The organism is Novosphingobium sp. UBA1939 (assembly GCF_002336885.1).
GTDB lineage: Bacteria > Pseudomonadota > Alphaproteobacteria > Sphingomonadales > Sphingomonadaceae > Novosphingobium.
The window spans coordinates 14346-33864 of record NZ_DDFB01000117.1; the positions used below are offsets into that span (position 1 = coordinate 14346).

The 19519-nt window shown below is 62.8% G+C and carries 19 protein-coding genes; 6 read left to right on the forward strand and 13 right to left on the reverse strand.

Translation table 11 applies throughout. From position 1 onward, the window contains the following. The 3 genes from B3547_RS15405 (at position 1) to B3547_RS15415 (ending at position 2856) form a co-directional block, all read left to right on the forward strand. Positions 1–846 carry an aldo/keto reductase gene (locus B3547_RS15405; protein ID WP_292964489.1) on the forward strand — a complete coding sequence of 282 codons (846 nt, stop codon included), beginning with the start codon at positions 1–3 and terminating at the stop codon, positions 844–846. Positions 847–1193: 347 nt separating this feature from the next. Continuing rightward, a complete protein-coding gene (locus B3547_RS15410) occupies positions 1194–1739 on the forward strand; it encodes a carboxymuconolactone decarboxylase family protein (RefSeq protein ID WP_125954819.1) in 546 nt (181 codons plus the stop codon). 286 nt (positions 1740–2025) lie between these two features. Beyond that, positions 2026–2856 carry an alpha/beta fold hydrolase gene (locus B3547_RS15415; protein WP_292964555.1) on the forward strand — a complete coding sequence of 277 codons (831 nt, stop codon included), beginning with the start codon at positions 2026–2028 and terminating at the stop codon, positions 2854–2856. 520 nt (positions 2857–3376) lie between these two features. Here B3547_RS15415 and B3547_RS15420 read toward each other — a convergent pair. Next, positions 3377–3712, reverse strand: a complete 336-nt coding sequence (locus B3547_RS15420) for a non-heme iron oxygenase ferredoxin subunit (protein ID WP_292964490.1) — start codon at positions 3710–3712, stop codon at positions 3377–3379. A 4-nt stretch (positions 3713–3716) separates the two neighbouring features. Beyond that, the gene (locus B3547_RS15425; protein WP_292964491.1) at positions 3717–4955 is read right to left on the reverse strand and encodes a Rieske 2Fe-2S domain-containing protein; all 1239 of its coding nucleotides are present in this window, start codon (positions 4953–4955) and stop codon (positions 3717–3719) included. A 271-nt stretch (positions 4956–5226) separates the two neighbouring features. Between B3547_RS15425 and B3547_RS15430 the strand changes: the two genes are divergently transcribed. Continuing rightward, the gene (locus B3547_RS15430) at positions 5227–5907 is read left to right on the forward strand and encodes a TetR/AcrR family transcriptional regulator (RefSeq protein ID WP_292964492.1); all 681 of its coding nucleotides are present in this window, start codon (positions 5227–5229) and stop codon (positions 5905–5907) included. Between the two features lie 14 nt (positions 5908–5921). On the opposite strand, the gene B3547_RS15435 is transcribed toward B3547_RS15430, so the two are convergent. The 4 genes from B3547_RS15435 to B3547_RS15450 are packed head-to-tail and all read right to left on the reverse strand — an operon-like array spanning position 5922 to position 9623. Beyond that, positions 5922–6296, reverse strand: coding sequence for a DUF6285 domain-containing protein (locus B3547_RS15435; protein ID WP_124807765.1), 375 nt, complete (start codon positions 6294–6296; stop codon positions 5922–5924). After that, positions 6293–7369 carry a phosphotransferase family protein gene (locus tag B3547_RS15440; RefSeq protein WP_292964494.1) on the reverse strand — a complete coding sequence of 359 codons (1077 nt, stop codon included), beginning with the start codon at positions 7367–7369 and terminating at the stop codon, positions 6293–6295. Before B3547_RS15440 ends, B3547_RS15435 begins: the two co-directional genes overlap by 4 nt. Further along, positions 7366–8358, reverse strand: coding sequence for an NADPH:quinone oxidoreductase family protein (locus B3547_RS15445; RefSeq protein WP_349676496.1), 993 nt, complete (start codon positions 8356–8358; stop codon positions 7366–7368). Before B3547_RS15445 ends, B3547_RS15440 begins: the two co-directional genes overlap by 4 nt. After that, the gene (locus B3547_RS15450) at positions 8355–9623 is read right to left on the reverse strand and encodes an MFS transporter (RefSeq protein ID WP_292964495.1); all 1269 of its coding nucleotides are present in this window, start codon (positions 9621–9623) and stop codon (positions 8355–8357) included. Before B3547_RS15450 ends, B3547_RS15445 begins: the two co-directional genes overlap by 4 nt. Before the next feature lie 134 nt (positions 9624–9757). Here B3547_RS15450 and B3547_RS15455 point away from each other — a divergent pair, with 134 nt between their 5' ends. Together B3547_RS15455 and B3547_RS15460 are read left to right on the forward strand one after the other, a co-directional pair. Then, positions 9758–11035: an NAD(P)/FAD-dependent oxidoreductase gene (locus tag B3547_RS15455; RefSeq protein WP_292964496.1), complete on the forward strand. Its 1278-nt coding sequence runs from the start codon at positions 9758–9760 to the stop codon at positions 11033–11035. A gap of 21 nt (positions 11036–11056) precedes the next feature. Beyond that, positions 11057–12667, forward strand: a complete 1611-nt coding sequence (locus B3547_RS15460) for a long-chain-fatty-acid--CoA ligase (protein WP_292964497.1) — start codon at positions 11057–11059, stop codon at positions 12665–12667. 141 nt (positions 12668–12808) lie between these two features. On the opposite strand, the gene B3547_RS15465 is transcribed toward B3547_RS15460, so the two are convergent. From B3547_RS15465 to B3547_RS15495, 7 genes are all read right to left on the reverse strand, one after another. Continuing rightward, positions 12809–14965 (reverse strand): TonB-dependent receptor, encoded by a 2157-nt coding sequence (locus B3547_RS15465; RefSeq protein WP_292964499.1) that lies wholly within the window; start codon positions 14963–14965, stop codon positions 12809–12811. Positions 14966–15076: 111 nt separating this feature from the next. Beyond that, positions 15077–15733, reverse strand: a complete 657-nt coding sequence (locus B3547_RS15470; RefSeq protein ID WP_124807771.1) for an RraA family protein — start codon at positions 15731–15733, stop codon at positions 15077–15079. Further along, on the reverse strand, positions 15730–16395 hold the full coding sequence (locus B3547_RS15475) for an RraA family protein (protein ID WP_292964501.1): 666 nt from the start codon (positions 16393–16395) through the stop codon (positions 15730–15732). Before B3547_RS15475 ends, B3547_RS15470 begins: the two co-directional genes overlap by 4 nt. Positions 16396–16414: 19 nt before the next feature. Then, complete coding sequence (locus tag B3547_RS15480; protein ID WP_292964503.1) at positions 16415–16807, reverse strand: RidA family protein; 393 nt, start codon at positions 16805–16807, stop codon at positions 16415–16417. Next, a complete protein-coding gene (locus tag B3547_RS15485) occupies positions 16804–17802 on the reverse strand; it encodes a hypothetical protein (RefSeq protein WP_292964504.1) in 999 nt (332 codons plus the stop codon). Before B3547_RS15485 ends, B3547_RS15480 begins: the two co-directional genes overlap by 4 nt. 2 nt (positions 17803–17804) lie before the next feature. Continuing rightward, positions 17805–18815, reverse strand: a complete 1011-nt coding sequence (locus tag B3547_RS15490; protein WP_292964505.1) for an amidohydrolase family protein — start codon at positions 18813–18815, stop codon at positions 17805–17807. Then, entirely contained in the window at positions 18812–19465 is a 654-nt protein-coding gene (locus B3547_RS15495; protein ID WP_124807776.1) for an RraA family protein, read from the reverse strand. The genes B3547_RS15490 and B3547_RS15495 overlap by 4 nt, the downstream gene beginning before the upstream one ends. Between the last annotated feature and the right edge of the window lie 54 nt (positions 19466–19519).

Below are 19519 nucleotides of genomic sequence, written 5' to 3' on the forward strand. Positions count from 1 at the left end.
ATGGACAACACAACGTTTCGGATCGGCGGCGAACTTGAGGTAAACCGGCTAGGCTTCGGCGCCATGCGTCTCACCGGGCCAGGCATATGGGGGCAGCCCACCGACCGGGAAGCAGCCTTCGCCACGCTCCGCCGGGTGCCCGAACTGGGCATCAACCTGATCGATACGGCGGACAGTTACGGGCCGGATGTTTCCGAACCGCTGATCCGTGAAGCCCTGCATCCTTACGCCCCCGGCATGCACATCGCCACCAAGGCCGGGCTCCGCAGGCCCGGCCCCGATGCGTGGATGCCGCACGGCGATCCCGACTATCTCATCGCCCAGGCGCGCAGGAGCCTGACGCATCTTGGCGTAGAGCAGATCGATCTGTGGCAACTGCACCGGATTGATCCCAGCGTACCGCGTGACGAGCAGTTTGGCGCCGTTCGTGCCATGATCGACGAAGGGATCATCCGCCATGCCGGGCTCAGTCAGGTAACAGTTGCGGAGATCGAGGCGGCGCAACGGGTCTTTCCGGTCGCGACCGTGCAGAACCGCTTCAATCTTTCCGATCGCTCGAGCGAAAGTGTGCTGGATTATTGCACGCGCCACGCGATTGGATTCATTCCATGGTTTCCGCTCGCGGCAGGGGCGCTGACCGGGCCGGGCTCCGCCCTTGCCGTTATCGCGCAGGCACATGCGGCGACGCCGGGCCAAATTGCCCTCGCCTGGCTGCTGCGTCGCAGTCCCGTCATCTTGCCCATCCCGGGCACCGGGAGCGTGGCGCACCTCGAAGAAAATGCTCGGGCACTGCATATCGTGCTGAGCGACGACGAGTTCGCCAAGCTTGAGGCCACTTACCGCTAAGGTAAGGACCCATTACTGGCGTTGCCGCAAGCCGCGAGGCTGAAAGCCGTCGCGTTTTCCAGAAGAGGCTTCTTACAGCCTGCTCCCCCTACCAAGGGACGGGAAAGACAAACCATCGCAGGCCTGTTCCACCCCTGCAGTTCGGTTCAGACTGGCCCTGTTCGGACCTGCTGCGGTGTAAACCCAGCGCCACCACATTCGGGAACAAGGCCCATGGACCCGGCCGGCAACACCATTTTGATCACCGGCGGACATCCGGCATCGGCCACACCCTTGGCCGAACAGTTCCACCAGCCGGGGCGCTAAACCGCCCCGGCCACCCACCTTCCCCACAACGGAGAATGAAGATGTCCCGCATTGCCATCACCAGCCGTGACCAAGCCCCTGCAGCCGCCCAGCCGACGCTCGATGCCGTGCACAAGCAGCTCGGCTTCACCCCGAACTTCTTTGCCGTGCTGGCCAACAGCCCGGCCGTCCTTGCCGCCCACGGCGCCTTCGACGGTGCGCTCGGCAAGACGCTCGATCTGAAGACCCGCGAAGGGATCGCCCTTGCCACGGCGGCCGTCAACGGGTGCGAATACTGCACCGCCGCCCATACTTATACCGGGCACACCTTCGCCCGTCTCTCGGAGGCCGATATCGCGGCGGCGAAGCGCGGGGAGGCAGCGGACGACAAGCTTGCCGCCGCGCTGCATTTTGCCCGGCGTGTCGCGGAAACGCGCGGCAAGGTTGGCGATGACGACCTGGCGCAACTGCGCGCGGCGGGTTATGGTGATGCCCAGATCCTGGAGATCGTGGCCAACGTCGCCAAGAACTTCCTCACCAATCTCATCAACAACGTGGCGCAGACCGACGTCGACTTTCCGGCGATCACCGCCAGCGCAGCCGCCTGAAAAGGTACATGGCCAGGGTGGCGGACGAACGGCGAAAGCCGCCCTATACTCTCGTGTGATTGCGCTGCGGCTGCATCGTGTGGTTCGTTTACACGCAGCGGACGCCGCCGCCGCGGCACTTGCTCCAACGGAACACGAAGGCTGACGCGTCATGAGCCAATCCGATTTCGAACTCTCCCGCCGCCAGGTGGTAGGCGGGGCAGCCCTCTCACTCGGGCTCGCGCTATTTCCTGATCCCGCAATGGCGGCCGTACTCCAAGACGCCGCATCAAAAGGACACATGACCATGGGAACGATCAAGGTCGCAGACGGCACGGAAATCTTCTTCAAGGACTGGGGCCCGAAAGGCGCGCAGCCGATTGTGTTCCACCACGGCTGGCCGCTCAGTGCGGACGACTGGGACGCCCAGATGCTCTACTTCCTGGCGCAGGGATATCGGGTGATCGCCCATGACCGCCGCGGCCACGGCCGCTCCACCCAGACCGATACGGGTAACGACATGGACACTTACGTGGCCGATGTCATCGCGCTGACCGATCACCTGGATCTGCGCAACGCTGTGCATATCGGTCATTCGACCGGCGGCGGAGAGGCGGCACGCTACGTCGCCCGCGCCAAGCCAGGACGCGTTGCCAAGGCCATTCTCGTCGGGGCCGTCCCGCCGATCATGGTACAGTCTGCCAAGAACCCCGGCGGCACCCCGATGTCGGTATTCGACGGCTTTCGCACCGCGCTTGCAGCCAACCGCGCGCAGTTCTACCTCGATGTGGCGAGTGGTCCGTTCTACGGCTTCAACCGCCCGGGGGCCAAAATCTATCCCGGCACGATCCAGAACTGGTGGCGGCAAGGCATGATCGGCGGCGCCAAGGCGCACTACGATTGCATCAAGGCATTTTCGGAAACCGATTTTACCAAGGACCTGCAGGCAATCGACGTTCCCACGCTCGTGCTGCACGGTGATGACGATCAGATTGTCCCGATCGCGGATTCCGCGCAGCTTGCCATCAAGTTGCTGCGCAAGGGCCAGCTAAAGGTGTACCCGGGCTTTCCGCACGGCATGCTGACGGTTCACGCCGATGTGCTCAATCCCGATATGCTGGCCTTTATCAAGGCCTGATCCCGAAACCGGAACACTGCGCCGGAAAGGCCGCTCTCATCACGAGGGCGGCTTTTTCGCGCGCGCGCGGCGCGCTGTGGCCTCGGGTAAAATGCCTTCGTGCGGCGAAGTCGCGCTCCAGCCGTTCGGTGGCGATACTGGCCCGTTCGAAATCCGATCTCGGAGATGGAAAATGCCGGGCGACCCCCAGGAGGGGGGAGCTTCGGGGCCGCCCGACAAGGTTGGGACCACATCAGGCCCTGGGAGTGCCAATAGCGGGATCGGGAGAGTTGGCACCGCATCGATTCCGGATCGATGCCATGATGGTGCGTTAGTTTCGGCGCGGAGGCTATCACGCGGAAGTATATACGATGCCTTGCCGAACCATACCGAGGTGCTGCTCCATCCGCCACGCCTGCCCCATCGTCAGGTCGCCGCATCCTTGCGCCGGCGGCAGTAGCTTTGTTCCGCAACACCGATCCGGGCGGCAGGCGCCTGCCATCGCCGCCCTGCACCGACACCAACTTTGCCCCACACGGTCTCAGGCCTGACGCGCAACGTCCACAAAAATCCAGCCGCCTTCGACCTTGACCGGATAGACGCGCACGTCCTTGTCAACGATGCCGCCCTGCGCCTTTCCAGTCTTTACGTCGAAGAAGCCCGCATGCAGCGGGCATTCGACGAGGCACCCCTCCTGGAAACCGTTGGTGAGAAGCGCGAAAGCGTGCGTGCAGACATTGTCGATGGCAAAATATTCGCCGTTCACTTCGAAAACACCAATCTTGATCCCGCCGATCGTCCCCGAAAAGGGCCGCCCGTCGGATACTGCCGAGGTTTCCGCAATTCTTTGCCAGCCCTTCATCAGATCAGGTTCCATCGGGTCACGCTTCTTCGAGTGTCTTGGGGGACGTGATCGAACGCCACGGCTGATCCGCAGCGATGGTGGCTGCGCGCGGCATGATCTGCGAAAAATCGAGTCCGCCGCCCGGAGCACACGCTGGGACCTTGCCGTCGATATATTCCCGGACCGCACGCAACAAGCCGCGGCGTACGCGGATCACGAACTGGTCGCTCGACGAGAGATATTCCTTTCCGCGATCCGCAAGCGGCCCCTGGCTGACCTGCGTCGCGAAATCCTCGGCGACAAGCTGGCGAAATCCGGTCCAATGGCCCTTCTTCATCAATTCCCGATCCTGGCCCCAATGCTCCTCGGCAGATCCGATCGGTGCGAAGGCATCGGGATCGCCGACCTGCGCTCGGGCGCCGTCGAGTCCTGCCTCGGTGTAGGGATTGAAGCGCACGAAGAACTGCATCATGTGAGTATCGTCGGTCGGCGCGACGAAGATCGCTGTGCGATCGCCATAGGGAGGATTTTCGGGCGGTATCATCCCGAACCAGGGCAGCACGAACTCGGTGACGCGAACATACTTCTGCTCGTCGCCGATATGGCGCGTTGCCGAGGCCGTGTAACCATAGGGCCGATCCTCGAATTCATATTCGACCGCCGTTGACTTGCGCGTCGACGACATGCCCTTGGCCCACTCCTGCTGCATCCAGCTCTGGTGAAGCACGCCGACGTGGGACGAATCGATCGTCCCCTCGACCCCCTGCACCCAGTTCGCGTCGAGCGGCTGGCACATGACGCTGTAACGGTCCGGCGCCAAGTTCATGAAAGGCAGATTCCAGAATTCAGGCTCCTCGCCGCTTCCAAGCCAGACCCAGATGATGCCAGCCGCCTCGCGCACCGGATAATGTTTGAGCGGCACCGTCGCGGCGAAAGCCGCGCTGTTGTCCCCTTCCGTCGGGACCTCGAGAACTTTGCCGTCGACGCCGAAACGCCAGCCGTGAAAGATGCAGGTGAGCGAGCAATCCCGGTTGACGCCCAGCGCCAGGCTCACCCCGCGGTGCGGGCAGGCTTCGTCAAGAAAGCCGACCCGGCCATCGGTCGCCCGGAAAGCCACAAAGTTCTCGCCAAGCAGGCGCACGCGGACCGGCGCTCCGTCGACCTCAAGCCGCGCGGCGCGGAGTGCAGGCAGCCAGAAATGCTTGCGCAGCATACCGCCCATGGGAGCGTCGCCCTCGACCAAGCACATCAGCTCATTCTGCTCTTTGCTCAGCATTTCCGTCTCCCTCGTGCCCCGAGCGCTTTGTGCGCGGTAGCAAATCACCATCCAACAAACTTCTATTTAATTTTTCCGTTAGGTCAATAAAAACATATTACGTCGACCAAAAATATCACTTTAATGCGACCTTCCCGTCGCAGAGCGTCAATCGAAGGGCCGTTTTCTCGCCCTTTTCGTCAGCTTGACCCCCTTACCTGGAATGGCCTAGACTCGGATCGGCGGCCAAAACCCGAAGTGACCCGTCGCGAACGGACCGGATTGGATCAATATGAGCATAGCCCTTGACGCGGCGACCGAAAAAGCCAAGGCCCCGCGCAAGCGGCGTGAGCAAAAGCGGGCGGTCGAAACGCGCGAACGCATTATCCGTGCTGCGGGCGCAGAGTTCGCCGCAAAGGGCTTCGATGGTGCGGCCACCCGGTCGATAGCGGCTGCAGCCGGTGTCCAGCATACCCTGGTCACTTACCACTTCGGGGGCAAGGAAGGTCTCTGGCAGGAAACGCTTCGCTTCTACTCGCACGAGCGGTTCGAGCAGCTTCAGTCAAGGTTGGACGGGCTTCGGGGGGTTGGCGCCGCGACCAAGCTCTACCTCTACATGGATGATTTCGTACGCTATTCGGCCGAGTGCCCGGAGTTTGCCTGGATCATGGGCAATGTCGCGGCAAAACCCAACCCGCAGCTTGAATGGCTATTTGAAACTCAGCTCAGCCGCGGTTTTTCCGCCGTGGAAACGATGATCGAGGGCGCACAGAAAACGGGCCATTTCGTGGATGGCGAGCCCCGATATCTTTATTATCTTTTCATCGGCACGGTGACGCGCATCTTCATGCTGTCGGCGGAGGTCGAGAAAATGCTCGGCCGGTCACCGTTCGACCCCGACTTTGTGGCTATGCATGCGAAGACATGTCTTGGGCTGTTCTTTCGCAACCAGCCCAGTCTTGAGCCCTATTGAAGCCGCCCCTCGTATCAGCCGCGCGCCGCCCTGTAGCCCGAGTAGCCCGGCTGATCTATTGCGAGCCGGTCGAGAGTAGTCTCCCGCAGGATCTCGCGCACCTCCGGGTTGCCCAAGGCATCCGCATCGGCCGCAATGAGGTCGCACAGGTCATCGCGCAATTCGCCAAGGAGGCCGCTTCTACCCAGCGCTGCTTCGAGGCGCCGTTGCTCTGCTGCCTCGGCGACAGCACGCTGCGCGATTTCACGGCCAACAAGATCGAGCGCATTGACCGTCACTCGAACATTGAACGCATCGCCGGCACTCAATCTCGGCAACAGATCGTCGCGAAGGAAGCGGGTAGCTGCCGCGAGAATATCGGGGACGGCGGGGAGGCTGTCATGGGTCATTGCAGCACCAACAGTTCGTCGAGGATGTCGATTTCGGCTTCTGAGGATCGCCGGCCGATCATCGCGCGTTCGATGCTCGGAAGTACATCCGACCCTTGTGGAAGAGACATCTCGATGCAGCCGATACCCCAGTTGAGCGAGCCGAATATCCGCCAGAATGCCAGATCTGGGGGCGCGATCTCCACGCCGCCTTCCCGGATGTATCCGGCAAGGAGATCCGCCTCGGTGCCAAGACCGCCGACAGGTAGGGACCGATTTCCGAAGCGCCAGCTATTGACCGTAAGCCACCCGAGATCCTCGGCAGGATCCCCGACATGCGCCATCTCCCAGTCGAGCACGGCGGCGACGCCGTTCGTGTCGATGATCAGGTTGCCAAGACGAAAGTCGCCGTGCACGAGCGCCGGTCCGCGCGTCGCGTCATGGGTCGGCATGTTATCCTCCAGCCAGCGGAACGCAGCTTCGAAGACCGGGCGGCGGAAGGCGAGCCGGCGATAAAGCATCCTTAGCCGTTCGAGCTTTGCACGGGGGGGCAGGTGCGGCAGGCCAGCGACACTCCGCATGTCCGCCTGGTGAAGCCGCGCGAGGATCGCGCCGCACTCGGCCGCCAGGCGTGGCCGTACTTCGCTGAAGGCCGGGTCGCGCTGAATCCGACGGGGAATCGTCTCGCCTTCGACCCGCTCGGATATGAACCCCCGGCCGAGGCCGTCGCTTGGCACCAGCACGTGACGCACGGCGGGTACCGGAACCCCGGCGCGCTTTGCCGCCGCGATCGCGGCGGCTTCGCATTCGGGGCCGATCGCATTATCGAGAAGCGGGGCATCTTCCGGAAGCCTGCGAAGAACATAGGCACGGCGTTCGGCGGCGGCATCTGCCGCGACAAAAGCCCAGCTTTGCTGGCTTGCCCCCCCTGTAAGGCGGGTCAAGGAGTGTCGATCGAGTGCGCCTAGCCGGGCGCGCTCCAGGAGCGGGCTCAGCAAAGCCGCGAGCTTGTCTTGCTCGGCGGAGGCTCCCTGCTCTAGCGCCGCCACCGCCTCGGCCGCATTATCCCGCGTTGTCGCCGGCTGCCCGGTCATCGCAAGCACACCACGAGCTTGCCTTTCGCCTCGCGCGACGCGAGACGCACTAGGGCGCCTGCCGCATCCTCCAGCGAGACAAGCTCCGAGATTGCCGGGCGGATGTGCCCTTCCCCGTACAAGGTGAACAGTTCCTCGATATTCTCGGCGGATGCAGCTGGTTCCTTCTCGGTGAACGCGCCGTAGAACACACCGATGGCCGACGCGCCCTTGAGCAGTGGCAGATTGAGCGGCAAAGCAGGAATGCCAGCCGGAAATCCGACCACAAGGTGACGACCGCCCCAATCGAGCGACCGGAAGGCGGCCTCGGCGTAGCTGCCACCGACCGCATCGTAGACGACATCGAAACCGGACGCGGGGGCTGCCTCGCGGAACAGGCTTGCCAGTGCCCGGCTATCGTCGACCTTCGAGGGATAAACAAGGCCGCTGTCCGCGCCCTTGCCAAGCGCAAAAGCGACCTTGAGCGGGCTGGATGCAGCCGCGACAACGTAAGCGCCCATGGCTTTCGCCAGTTCCACCGCCGCGATCCCGACTCCGCCTGCCGCGCCCAGCACGAGAAGGCTTTCTCCCCGCTTCAGAGCGGCACGTTGCTTCAACGCATGGTAGGAGGTGCCGTAGGTCCCCAGAAATGCTGCCCCTTCGGAGAAGGGCATGGCATCCGGCAGTCGCACGCACTTACCGGCCGGGCAGGTGACCTGCTCGGCCATGCCGTTCCAACCGGTCAAGCCGATCACGCGGTCGCCCGCGCGGTGATCGGTTACGGCCACCCCGACGCGCCGGATCACGCCGGCGACCTCGCCGCCGGGTGCAAATGGCCGCTGCGGCCGGAACTGATACTTATCCTCGATCAGCAGAAGATCGGGGTAATTGATGCCGCAGGCGTGGACGTCGATCACGACATCGCCGGGTCCGCATTCCGGATCGTCGATGGTTTCGACGGTCAAGCTGTCGGGTCCGCCGGGAGTGCGGCTGAGAAGCGCGCGCATCATGCCTCCTTCAAGGTTGTGGGCTGGCGCAGCGCTGCGGCCGCCCGAAGAAAATGGATCGCCGCCCACAAGGCGAAAGGTTGCAAGGCAAGCAGTCCGCCACCGAGCGCGCGTGCGCCAAGCGAGGGTTCGAGAAGATCGCTGATCGCGCCTGCCAGCACCGGACCAGAACCAAAGCCGATGACCGTGTAACTGGCGACAAGACAGGCGGCCGCCGTAGCGCGGCGTTCGGCCCCGGCAGCGATCTGCACCGCCGCAATCGACGGTCCGAGCCAGCAGACCGAAAAGCTCGACTGCAGAACGAGTCCGGCGAGCGCCAGTTTGAGCGTCGATGCAAGAAGGAGCACCACGGACGCCGGGATAGCGGCTACGCACCCGATTACCGCTATCCATTGCAGCCAGGCCCGGTTCCGACGTGCAAGGCGGCTCGCTATCCAGCCAACAGCGATATTGGTCGCAATCGCGGGCACGCCTGCCAGCACGGCAAAATAGAGGCCAGCCTCGGCGGCTGTAATCGAGAATTTGCGCATCAGAAAAGCGGGGCCAAAGGACAGGAAGGCAGCGCTTGCCATGGCGTAGAGGATGGCGCCCAGGATCGTGTTGCGCGTGGCTCGTTGCGCGAAAATGGCCCGAAAGGCCGCCCCGGCGTTTTCTTGCGCGCGCGGCACAGAGATTGCGGCGTTGCGCGGATCGCGAACCATCAGGCGAAGCGCCAGCACCAGGAGCAGTCCCGGCGCGCCCACGATCAGCAGCGCGGCGCGCCAGCCGTGTTTTTCGGCAAGCAGCCCGCCAAGGGGAAGCGCAACGAGACCGCCAGCCAGGGCGCCGGCGGCGTAGATGCCGGTGGCGAAGGGACGCCGCGTCTCGTCGAAGATATCCGAAATCAGGCTGTGCGAGGCCGGCTGGCAACCCGACTCGGCCAATCCGATACCCATGCGCAAAAACAGGAGTTGCAGATAGGAGGTCACGAGGCCGCAAATCATCGTCAGCACGCTCCACATCGCGAGCGCCACCGCGAGAATGGCGACACGGTTTCGGGTTTCGGCGAGACGGGCGATCGCGAGGCTTCCGAAGCCATAGAAAAGGGTGAATGCGAGCCCCGACAGCATGCCCAGCTGCCAGTCCTGAAGCTGGAATTCAGTTTTTATAGGATCAAACAGGATCGCTATGATCATACGGTCGACATTGCAAACAACGAGAACGAGGGTCAGGACGGCAAGCGCTCCGTAGGCAGCGCCCCCCTCGCCCATCTCATCTCCCTGCGCCATATCGCCTCCCCTCGTCGCAGCCGTTTCGCTCGATCAATGACGCGAAGCGATCTAGACAATTATTTTCCTTTTGGATAGTCTAATGCCAACAAACATATCATGTCGGAATAATTTTTGACCGATGGGGAGAGACAATGCTTGGTCAAGGGACGGCGGCAAGCGACCTGCCGACCGGGGGCTCCGGCACCTCCGTGCTGCTCGTCGGCGGTGGGCAGGCAAGCTGGATGGTCGCCAAGGCGCTACGCCGCGATGGATTCGCCGACCGCATTACCCTTGTCGGCGAGGAGCCTCATCCCCCCTATGAGCGGCCTCCGCTGTCGAAAGGGATACTCTTGGGATCCATGGCAGCTGACGATGCCTATTTGGGATCGCCGAGCGACCTGGCGGACCTCGGCGTCACCTGGATTATCGACAAGGTGGTCACCGTCGATCGCGCGTCTCGCAGCGTCCGAACCGAAGGCGGCTCTGTGCTGGCTTGGGATCATCTTGTGCTTGCGACGGGCGGGCGCGCGCGAGCCCTGAACATACCAGGTGCGCACCTTGACGGCGTGTTTTCGCTGCGCACGCTTGCTGATGCCTCTCGTCTGAAGGCGAGCCTCGTGCCTGGGCGGCGGCTCGTCGTCGCTGGCGGCGGCTGGATCGGCCTCGAAGTCGCGGCTTCGGCGCGAATGGCCGGGCTCGATGTAACCGTTATCGAGGCTGCCCCGCGCCTTTGCACGCGCGGTCTGCCCGAGGCGCCGGCCACCTTCCTTCTCGAACTTCATCGCGCGCGAGGCACCCATATCCGTTGCAACGAGACTCTCAGCGCCATTGCAGGCACCGGCTGCGTGGAAGAGGTTGTGCTGGGCAGCGGAGAGCGGCTGCCCGCCGATCTTGTGCTGGTCGGAATCGGTATGCTTCCCAATATCGATCTGGCGGCCCGGGCGGGGATCGAAACCGCGTCCGGAATCCTCGTGGATGCCGATGGACGGACGTGTGATCCCGCCATCTTCGCTGCGGGCGACGTCGCCGAAGAGCGGGGCGCGAAATCGCGGACCGAATCCTGGGCCAATGCCAATGAGCAGGCAGAGGTCGCCGCCGCCGCGATCCTCGGCTTGCCGAGACCCGAACGATCGCCAGCCTGGTTCTGGTCGGATCAGTATGATGTTAATGTGCAGATCCTCGGCACGGTCGCCGGAGCCGAAAGCGTCGCGGTCGCAACTCCGGAGAGGGGCGAGGGAAGCTGGTGCTATTTTGACGAAGGCCGCCTTTCCGGCCTTGTTGCGGTCAACCGTCCGCGCGACGTGCAGGTGGTCCGGCGCCTGCTCCAGCGCGGCTACCTGATCGATGCAGGCACGCTGGCAGCTGTAGGTAACGACCTCGCGCTACTGCTCAAATCGCCGCCACCTCCCGGTCCAAGCTCCGGCTGTTGAGCTGTCTGCAGGAACATTGTCATGACATACGCCCCCACCCACCCCGATTCCGCGCCGTCCGCAGCAACCATCCCGACCGTCAGCGGCTTGATCGCGCGCCAGGCCGAAGCCGCTCCCGACCGGACCGCCTTGAAATTCGAGGGCGAGAGCCTGAGTTATGCCTCGCTTGCCGACATGGTGAGGAGGACGGCGGCTGCCCTGCACGCCGACGGTGTCCGCGGAGGCCATCATATCGCCTATCTCGGCAAGAACCACCCGGCCTATTTTGTGCTGCTCTACGCCGCGTCCCGTCTCGGCGCGGTGATGGTACCGGTCAGCTGGCGCCTGGCCGAGCCCGAGATCGAATATATCCTCGCCGACACCGGCGCGACGCTGCTGTTCGCCGATGAGGAAATGGCACAGACTGCCGCCTCGGTCGGCCTGCGTCTGCCGTTCCTGCAGAAGATCGCCACGCTGCCCGGCGGGGGCCGCGCGGCGGGGTTGGCCGACTATATCGAACATGTCGGCGCGCACCATGAAGTCCCGCCGATCGACCGGCCCGACACGGTCTTTCTGCAGCTATACACGTCGGGCACGACGGGCAGACCCAAGGGCGTGATGCTGACCGCCCGCAACATCTTCGCGATGCGCGTCCGCTGCGCCGAAGCGGGTATCGAGTGGGACCTGTGGGGAGACGACGAAGTCGCGCTGATAGCCATGCCCATCTCGCATATCGGCGGAACGGGCTACGGGCTGATGTCACTCTATCATGGGGCAAGCGGTCTTGTAGTGCGGGAATTTTCGCCCGAGATCGTGCTCGAGAGCATTCGCGAAGAGCGAGTGAGCAAATTCTTCATCGTGCCGACGGCGCTGCAGATCCTTGTGCGGCATCCCGAGGCGCAGACGACCGACTTTTCCCGCGTCCGCCACATCCTCTACGGCGCTTCGCCGATGCCGTTGCCGCTGCTCAAGGAGGCGATCGAGGTCATCGGGGCCGGGCTTGTCCAGCAATATGGCATGACCGAAACTGCCGGCACGGTCGTAGCTCTCGGCGCTGAGGATCACGATCCGGAGGGCAACCGGCGCATGATGTCCGCAGGCAAGGCTCTGCCGGGAGTCGAGATCCGGATCGTCGACGACGCGGGCGGAATACTGCCCGCGGGAGCAATCGGTGAAATCTTGGTCCGGTCTGACGCCAACATGCACGGATACTGGCATCTCCCGGAGGCAACAGCGCATACCGTGGACAGTGAGAACTGGCTTCGGACCGGCGACGCGGGCTATCTCGATGACGACGGCTATCTCTTCATCTGCGACCGGGTGAAGGACATGGTCTGCAGCGGAGGCGAGAATGTCTACCCGGCCGAAGTCGAAGCCGTGCTCTACGGGCATCCGTCCGTTGCGGAGGCCGCCGTCATCGGCGTGCCGGACGCTAAATGGGGTGAAGCCGTAAAGGCCATTATTGTCCCAACAGCGGGACGCGCGATCGACGAGGCGGAATTGATCGCTTTCACCCGTGCCTCGCTTGCCGCGTTCAAGGCGCCCAAAAGCATCGACGTCGTCGATGCCCTGCCCCGCAATGCCTCGGGCAAGGTATTGAAGAAGAATTTGCGCGAGCCCTATTGGCAGGGTTTCGATCGCCGCGTGAATTAGCGGTAGCCGACAACAGGCCCGTTCCCAGACTTTCACGTTTCAGACCGCTGCGCACCACCGCATCGATCGCCGCACGATGAAACGCCCCGGCCGCGCTAAACGGCCGAGGCGTCAGTTTCCCTCGCAGTGCGTCCGAGGTTATCAGTAGCGCAACGTAAACTGGGCCGCGATTGTCCGCGGCTTCTCGATGCTCGCGGCATAGCCCGTATAAAATGGCGGAGCGTTGTAGGCGTTGTCTATAATGAGGTTGTTTGTGAGGTTTCGGCCAAGAAGCGCAACCTCGTAGCGTCCGTCCGCGAAGCCGAGCGCAACCCTGGCGTTGAGACGCTGCGCCGACCCGAAGTTATAGAGAAATTCGCTCGCCGGCGGATTGGACGAGCTCGGCGGACGGTAGAATTGCGAACTCCGCCATTCCAGATCCACCCCTGTCGTCAGGCTCACACCCCCAAGATCACGCGAATATGTGGCACCGAGATTGCCACTCCATTTCGGTGAAAAGCTCAGTGGCAAATCGTTCGATGTGTCATGCGTGTCGGCGTAAGTGACGGTGGCGTTGAGGCTCAGGCCGTCAATCGGGCGGACCATTGCATCGAGCGTAAAGCCGTCCGATCGCTGATTGAGAGAGCGATAGATCAGCAGCGCGCCATCCGCGACCGCATTCTGGAAATTATCGACGCGAACTCGGAAGCCGGAAAGGTTCACGTAGCCAATACCCGGAATGGTATATTTCACGCCGACCTCAAGGGTGTGCGCGGTTTCTTCGCTGAACTGCGCGCCTGAACGGAACGCCTCATACGTCGGGGCCGGTTTCGGCTGATTGTTGAAGCCGCCCGATTTCGTCCCCTGGCCATAGGAAACATAAGCCATGAGCTCGGGGCTAAACTCGTACTTGGCGGAAACGCTATAATCCACGGTCGTGCGGGCGCGCTTGACGAGGGTGGCAGGAAACGGCGGCTGCGAGGAATTGGAATAGGGGCCGGCAACAATGCGGGTGTTTCCGATAACCGCCCGTTTCTGCTCGCTGGTAACGCGGACGCCCCCCGAAAGCTCGAACTGATCGGTCAGCGCGTAACTCGAACTGGCGAAGGCCGAGAGCGTTTTCGTCACCTGGTCGAAGGCGAAATCGGTACTGCCGATCGCGGTTCGCGCAAAAATCGGGGTCGAGAATTTATCATGGCCGAAATAACCACCAAACAGCCAGTTGAAGGCACCGCCTTCGTCCGAAGCCAGACGCAATTCCTGCGAGAAAAGTCTGTCGCGCTCCTCGAAGCGAGCCGCAAAGAGCGCCGTCGGCAACAGATCGGCATCGATCGAGCTTGCCGCGTCATATTTCTGATACCCCGTGATCGCTGTCATCGTGACGCCATCGAGGTCGAGAACAGCGGTGCTGCTGACACGGTGGCTCCGATACTCGTCTCCCGTCGGACCATAAGGACCCGTCGCGCCGCTGAAATTGGTCCGGCCTGGCGCGGTGGGGAGGAAGGGATGCGCCACGAAAGATACGGGAACGTAGGAACTGCCTTTGGCGCTCCGATGATCGTATTGATAGACGAGGTCGAGCGTAAAGTTGGAAGCGGGAGTCCACTGCGCCGACGCTCGGCCACTATAGCTCTTGATTGCGGTTTCGTCGCGGTTGAGCGTGGCATTGCGAATCCAACCGCCGTCGTCACGATATTGCCCGGCGAAGCGGAACTTTAGGCTGTCAGACACAGGTACGTTGACCATGCCCTCGCCATAGACCGAATCCAGTTCGAACTCGTACCGGCCCGTCAAGGCCGCCTCGAACTTGCTGCGCGGCTTCTGGCTGTTGACGAGGATGGCCCCCAAGCTCGCATTCTTGCCCAGGATGGCCTGCGTCCCCTTCACCACTTCGATGCTCTGCAAATCGTAGGTGCCGATCAACATCGAGCGGCCGTGGCCGTTAGCGACGCCGTTGAAGAAGGGCATTACCGACTGTTCGAACGTCGTGCCAGCACCAGCCGTCCCCATGCCGTAAAGGAAGAGCGCGGGATTGCCGAGCGGACTCGTGTAAATTTGCATGCTTGGAACCAGTCTGCCGACATTGGTGACGTCCACGATCTGAGCGGCCTGCACCTCGTTGCCGCTGATGGCCTGAATGGTCGCGGCGGTATCCTGAAGATTCGTGCTGCGCTTGAGCGCGGTCACCACGATGGCGTCTTCGCCGCCATCTGCCGCTGCCACGCTGTCGCCCGGGCTCGTTCTATCCGACTGCGCAGCCGCCGGCGTCGCAATTCCCGCGATGGACACGCTGACCAGCAGTCCCAACGAAATTTTCATCTCTCTCTCCCTTGCCAATTATTTTCACAAAAAATTCTATTTTTAATCTAAAAATATTCCATATGGTAAATTTGATATAGGATAAGACCGACCTTTCTCATGCTTCCTCGCTCAAGAATTCGGGGTCTGGAGCAGATGGTAGTTGAGCGCCCGCCGCGCCTCGTCGAGCCGCATCCCGCCGCGCACAAGGTCACGGATCTGCTCCTCGACCGCCTCGATCCTTTCAGCGATCTCGGCCACCTCGGCGACCCGGTCCTTCGGGATCGCGACAACGCCATCGGCATCGCCGACCAGCCAGTCTCCCGGCTCGATCCGGACCGAGGCGACCTCGACAGCGACGTTGAACGCGTGGGCGGTTACACGGTCCTTGCCCGTTCGCATCGTACTGCCACGCGCGAACACCGGATAGGCGAGCTCAACGCAGCGATCACTGTCCCGGCAAACGCCATCGATAACGGTGCCGGCAACACCCTTGGTCGATGCGACAAAGGTCAGGATGTCGCCCCAGACAGTCGCATCCATGCGGCCGTCGTTCGCGATCAGCACGACTTCGCCCGCGGCGACGTCATCTATATAGTCGCCGACACTCCCGCCGGTGATGCCCACAGGGAGCATCTGGATGGTGAAGGCAGGCCCGGCGAAGCCCATGGTCCGAACGACGGGTGCAAGGCCCAAAATCTGTCCAGGGATGGCGAGTTTATCAAGCGCGTCGGAAAGCGCGGTGGTTCCGACCGCGCGAAGCCGCGTCGAAATGTCGGCCCCGCTCATAGCGCATCCTCTACGAGCATATCTTCGTAATCGGTGCCCATCACTTCGTCGATCGGCACACCAGCCGCGATGTCGCGGGCCATCATTTGTTCGCGTGCGAAGATCCGCTCGGCCATCGCCAGAATTTTCTCGAGGCTATCCGCGGCCAGGAACACCACGCCGCTCGCATCGGCGATAACCCAGTCCCCCTCCCTCACCGCGAGGCCTGCAACCGTGATCGGCTCCCCATGCGCGAGTTCGGCCACACGACCGCGCGCGGTGACAGGCACGCCGGCACGTGCATAAACGGGGAAACCAAGTTCGGACGCCTCGTCGATATCGCGCACCGCGCCGTCGACGATCACGCCTTCGATGCCCCGCGCGATCGCGCCACGCGATAGCAGGCCTCCCCAGCCCGATACGTCGACACGTCCCCGATGCTCGACAACGATGATATCGCCTGCCTTTGCCGCCACGATCGCGCCGGCGCCAAGATGAACCTTCGGCCGCCCTGCGACCGGAGCGCCAAGGCGCACCGTGCGCACCCGACCGGCAATACGCGCACGCGCCGTTAGCGGGAGGAGACCGTGGATTGCGCCCGGAAGCCCGAGCGCATCGAGCGCATCGGACAGTGTCGGGGTATCGAGCGCCAGCAGCCTTGTTTTGAAATCTCTCGTCGTCATCGATCCTGCCCTGTCGGTGTCAGTCCGCGATCCAGCCGATCGCGTCACATTGAAGAAGCATGTTTGCCGCCAGTCCTTCGTTGGCCAGCGTGTGCCGCGCCGGACGGCTTTCGGGATCGGGAAAATGCCGCAGCCATTCCGCGTTGATCGCCGCTCGCACGGAGGGGTACTTCACATGAAAAGTGATCCGCGCGATGCTGCCGAGATCGCCGCCCGCCGCTTCCATGATCGCCGCAAGATTTTCGAAGGTGAGTTGCACCTGCGCAGCCGAATCGTCGGGAATCGTACCGCGCGCCCGGTCGAGACCATAAACCCCGCCGGTAACGACGAGCGGGCCAACGCGGGACGCCGCCGGGATCGGCTGATCGCCATGGCTGAAGCCGGGCACCGCGATGCTCCGCCGACCGCTCATGATTCACCGTCTTTCCAGACGGCGAACCCACACCCGATCCCGGTGCCGGCCGCAGTTCGCCGGATCGGTTCATATTCGACCCAGGAAAGGGGAAAATGGTTCACCGCGCCAGCCGTCATCACCCAGTTGAGTATTTCCGAGGATCCCTCCTTGAGCGCCTCGAACGGAAGACTGCGCAGGATCGTCCCGTCCGGTTCGGCTAGACCCTCGATAACGCGCCGATCGAGGGCTTCCTCGACAACGAAATGGCTGAGACCACCCGAGGCGAGAACGGCCACCTTGAGATCGAGCGGGCTCGCTTCAATCGCCTCGCGAAGCTTGCGACCGATGTCGAAGCAGCGGCCAGGCCGGGGAACGTTGGGGGGATAATAGGTGTTGAGAAGTACAGGCACCATGGGAATGAGACGCTGTCCGAACAGACGCTCGGCCGGAAAACCGAAGGCATGGCCGAAGCCCGACTTCCCAGGATCGGTTACTTGCTCGGCGATCGCTAGATCGACCTCGCGGTCCATCAGCCCGTCTATAATGTCGAGCGCGAGGCCCGGATGCCCCGGAAAGACATGGGTTTCATCCATGCCATAGCCTTCGGCAACCTTCTGGAGCCAGGGCGCCAGTTCATCGTCGAAGCTGTGAGTGATAATCTCGGCGCCCCAGTACACCGCGACCGCCGGCATGTTGCCGGGGGCGTAAAGCTCCTCCTGGTCGTCGCCGATCACGACGATTACATCGGGATCGGCTTCGGCGATCTCAGCCGCCAATCGATCGAGATGCGCCTGACAGCGCGCTGCGATGGCGCAGAACGTCTCGGGCGTCACCCCCTCGGCATAGGGAGCGCCGCGAAGTGCGACGAGGGTTTCGTAATCAACGAGCTGTCCGTCTGCCAGGCTAAGCCGGGGATTGCGGAGATCGGCAGCCGCACGGTTGTGCCAGTCCTCGCCATCGAGTGTAAGCATCGGGCTGTGCGATGTCGCAGCCCCTAGAACGATGCGCGCCATGCCTAGATATCCAGACGCGCAAAGAGATGGCGGGCATTGCCTTCGAAAATCGCGGTGCGGGCGTCGTCGTCAAGCGCGGGGATCGCCTCGATGAGCGGCTTGATATCGTCGTAGGCGCGGCCGGTGGCCGGGTCTATCCCGCCGCCGGAGCCCGGGCGCTCGGTCCCGAAGCAGCAGCGATCATGACCAACCGTTTTGAACAGCAGTTCAAGCGAGTCCGGGTTATGCAGCACCGTATCGAACCAGAATTTGCGCAGCACTTCATCGAACGTCGGCGCATCCTGAGGTACGCGGCCGGCCGCTCGCGCCATTTCGCGGTGCGAGCGCCATCGACCGACCTGATAGGGGATCGGGCCACCGCCATGGCTGATCATTAGCTTAAGATCGGGAAAGCGGTCGAACACGCCAGCGCGATAGATGGACGTGATGGCAAGGCCTTCTTCCGCCATGAAATGCTCGTCATAGGTCTCGCGGCCGTTGCAGCACTGCCCCGAATGGATATGCGCGGGCAGGTCGAGCTCGCACAATTTCTCGTAAAGGGGATACCAATAGGGATCGCCAAGCGGCGGGCTTGCGTTCATCCCCTCACTCGGGTCCGGGTTCAGCAGGACGCCGACGAAGCCCAGGTCATTCACGACGCGATCTATTTCATCGAACAGCGAGGTGACGTCACGTCCGGCTTGCTGCGGCAGGGCTCCAACGCCGCGAAAGCGGCCCGGGTGCATCTTGACGGTGCGGGCTATCAGCTGGTTGCTATCGACCGTCCAGTCAACGATGTCATGCCAGCGCGCGGTCCCGTTCACCATCAGGAAGGGCCGCGGCGAGAGCAATTGAAGGTCGGTCCCGACACCGTCCATAATCGCGACATTCTGCTCAGCGGAAGCAGCAAGATCCTTGTCGCTGACGATGGCGCTGAGATGATCGCCATATTGCCCGCCCGACACTAGCAGATTGCTGCGGTGAGCGTAAAAGGAATTGGGCGCGACAAGGTGCGCGTGCGCGTCGATGATCATGCTTGGATGGCTCCGTTTCGAAGTCGGTATATGTCGAGCGTGGTCTCGCCTGCTTCGAGACGACGAAAGATCGTGCGTTCTTCCGCTTCGCGCGCTTCGGCAGCGGCGACGACGGCGGTCGCCTCCGCTGCCGGAATCGCAAACAGTCCATCGGCGTCACCAACGATCAGGTCGCCTGCGCGAACAGTGACGTCGCCCAGCCGAACCGGCTCGCCGATCGCGCCATCGCCGCCGAAATCCTTCGCCGTCCCCTGAATGGCGACCGAGGTGCAGAAAGTCGGGAAGCCAAGTTCCACAAGTTGGCGACTGTCGCGAATGCCTCCGGTGAGCACGAGGCCCGCAAGGCCCCGCGCCACAGCGGCGCGGGCCATCACCTCGCCCCAGTGGCCGTAACCTTCGCCGGCGCCGACATCGGCCACGAGCACCGCGCCGGCTTCCGCTTCCGCAATGGCACGGTGGAGCCACAAATTATCGCCGCGCGGGGAGCGTACGGGAAAAGCGGGTCCGGCAAGCAGCATAGATACGGAAAGGGGCTTAAGACCGAAAGGTAGGGCCCCTCGCCTGCCGGCAGCTTCGTGCAACGAGGCGGTCCCCAGCCCGGCCGCGCGGCCGAGCAATTCCGCTCCGAACGGATACGACCATCCCGCCATCGACTCAACCTCTCCGTTCGGTTCATGTTTTTAGTGTTATTATACCGTTTGGAT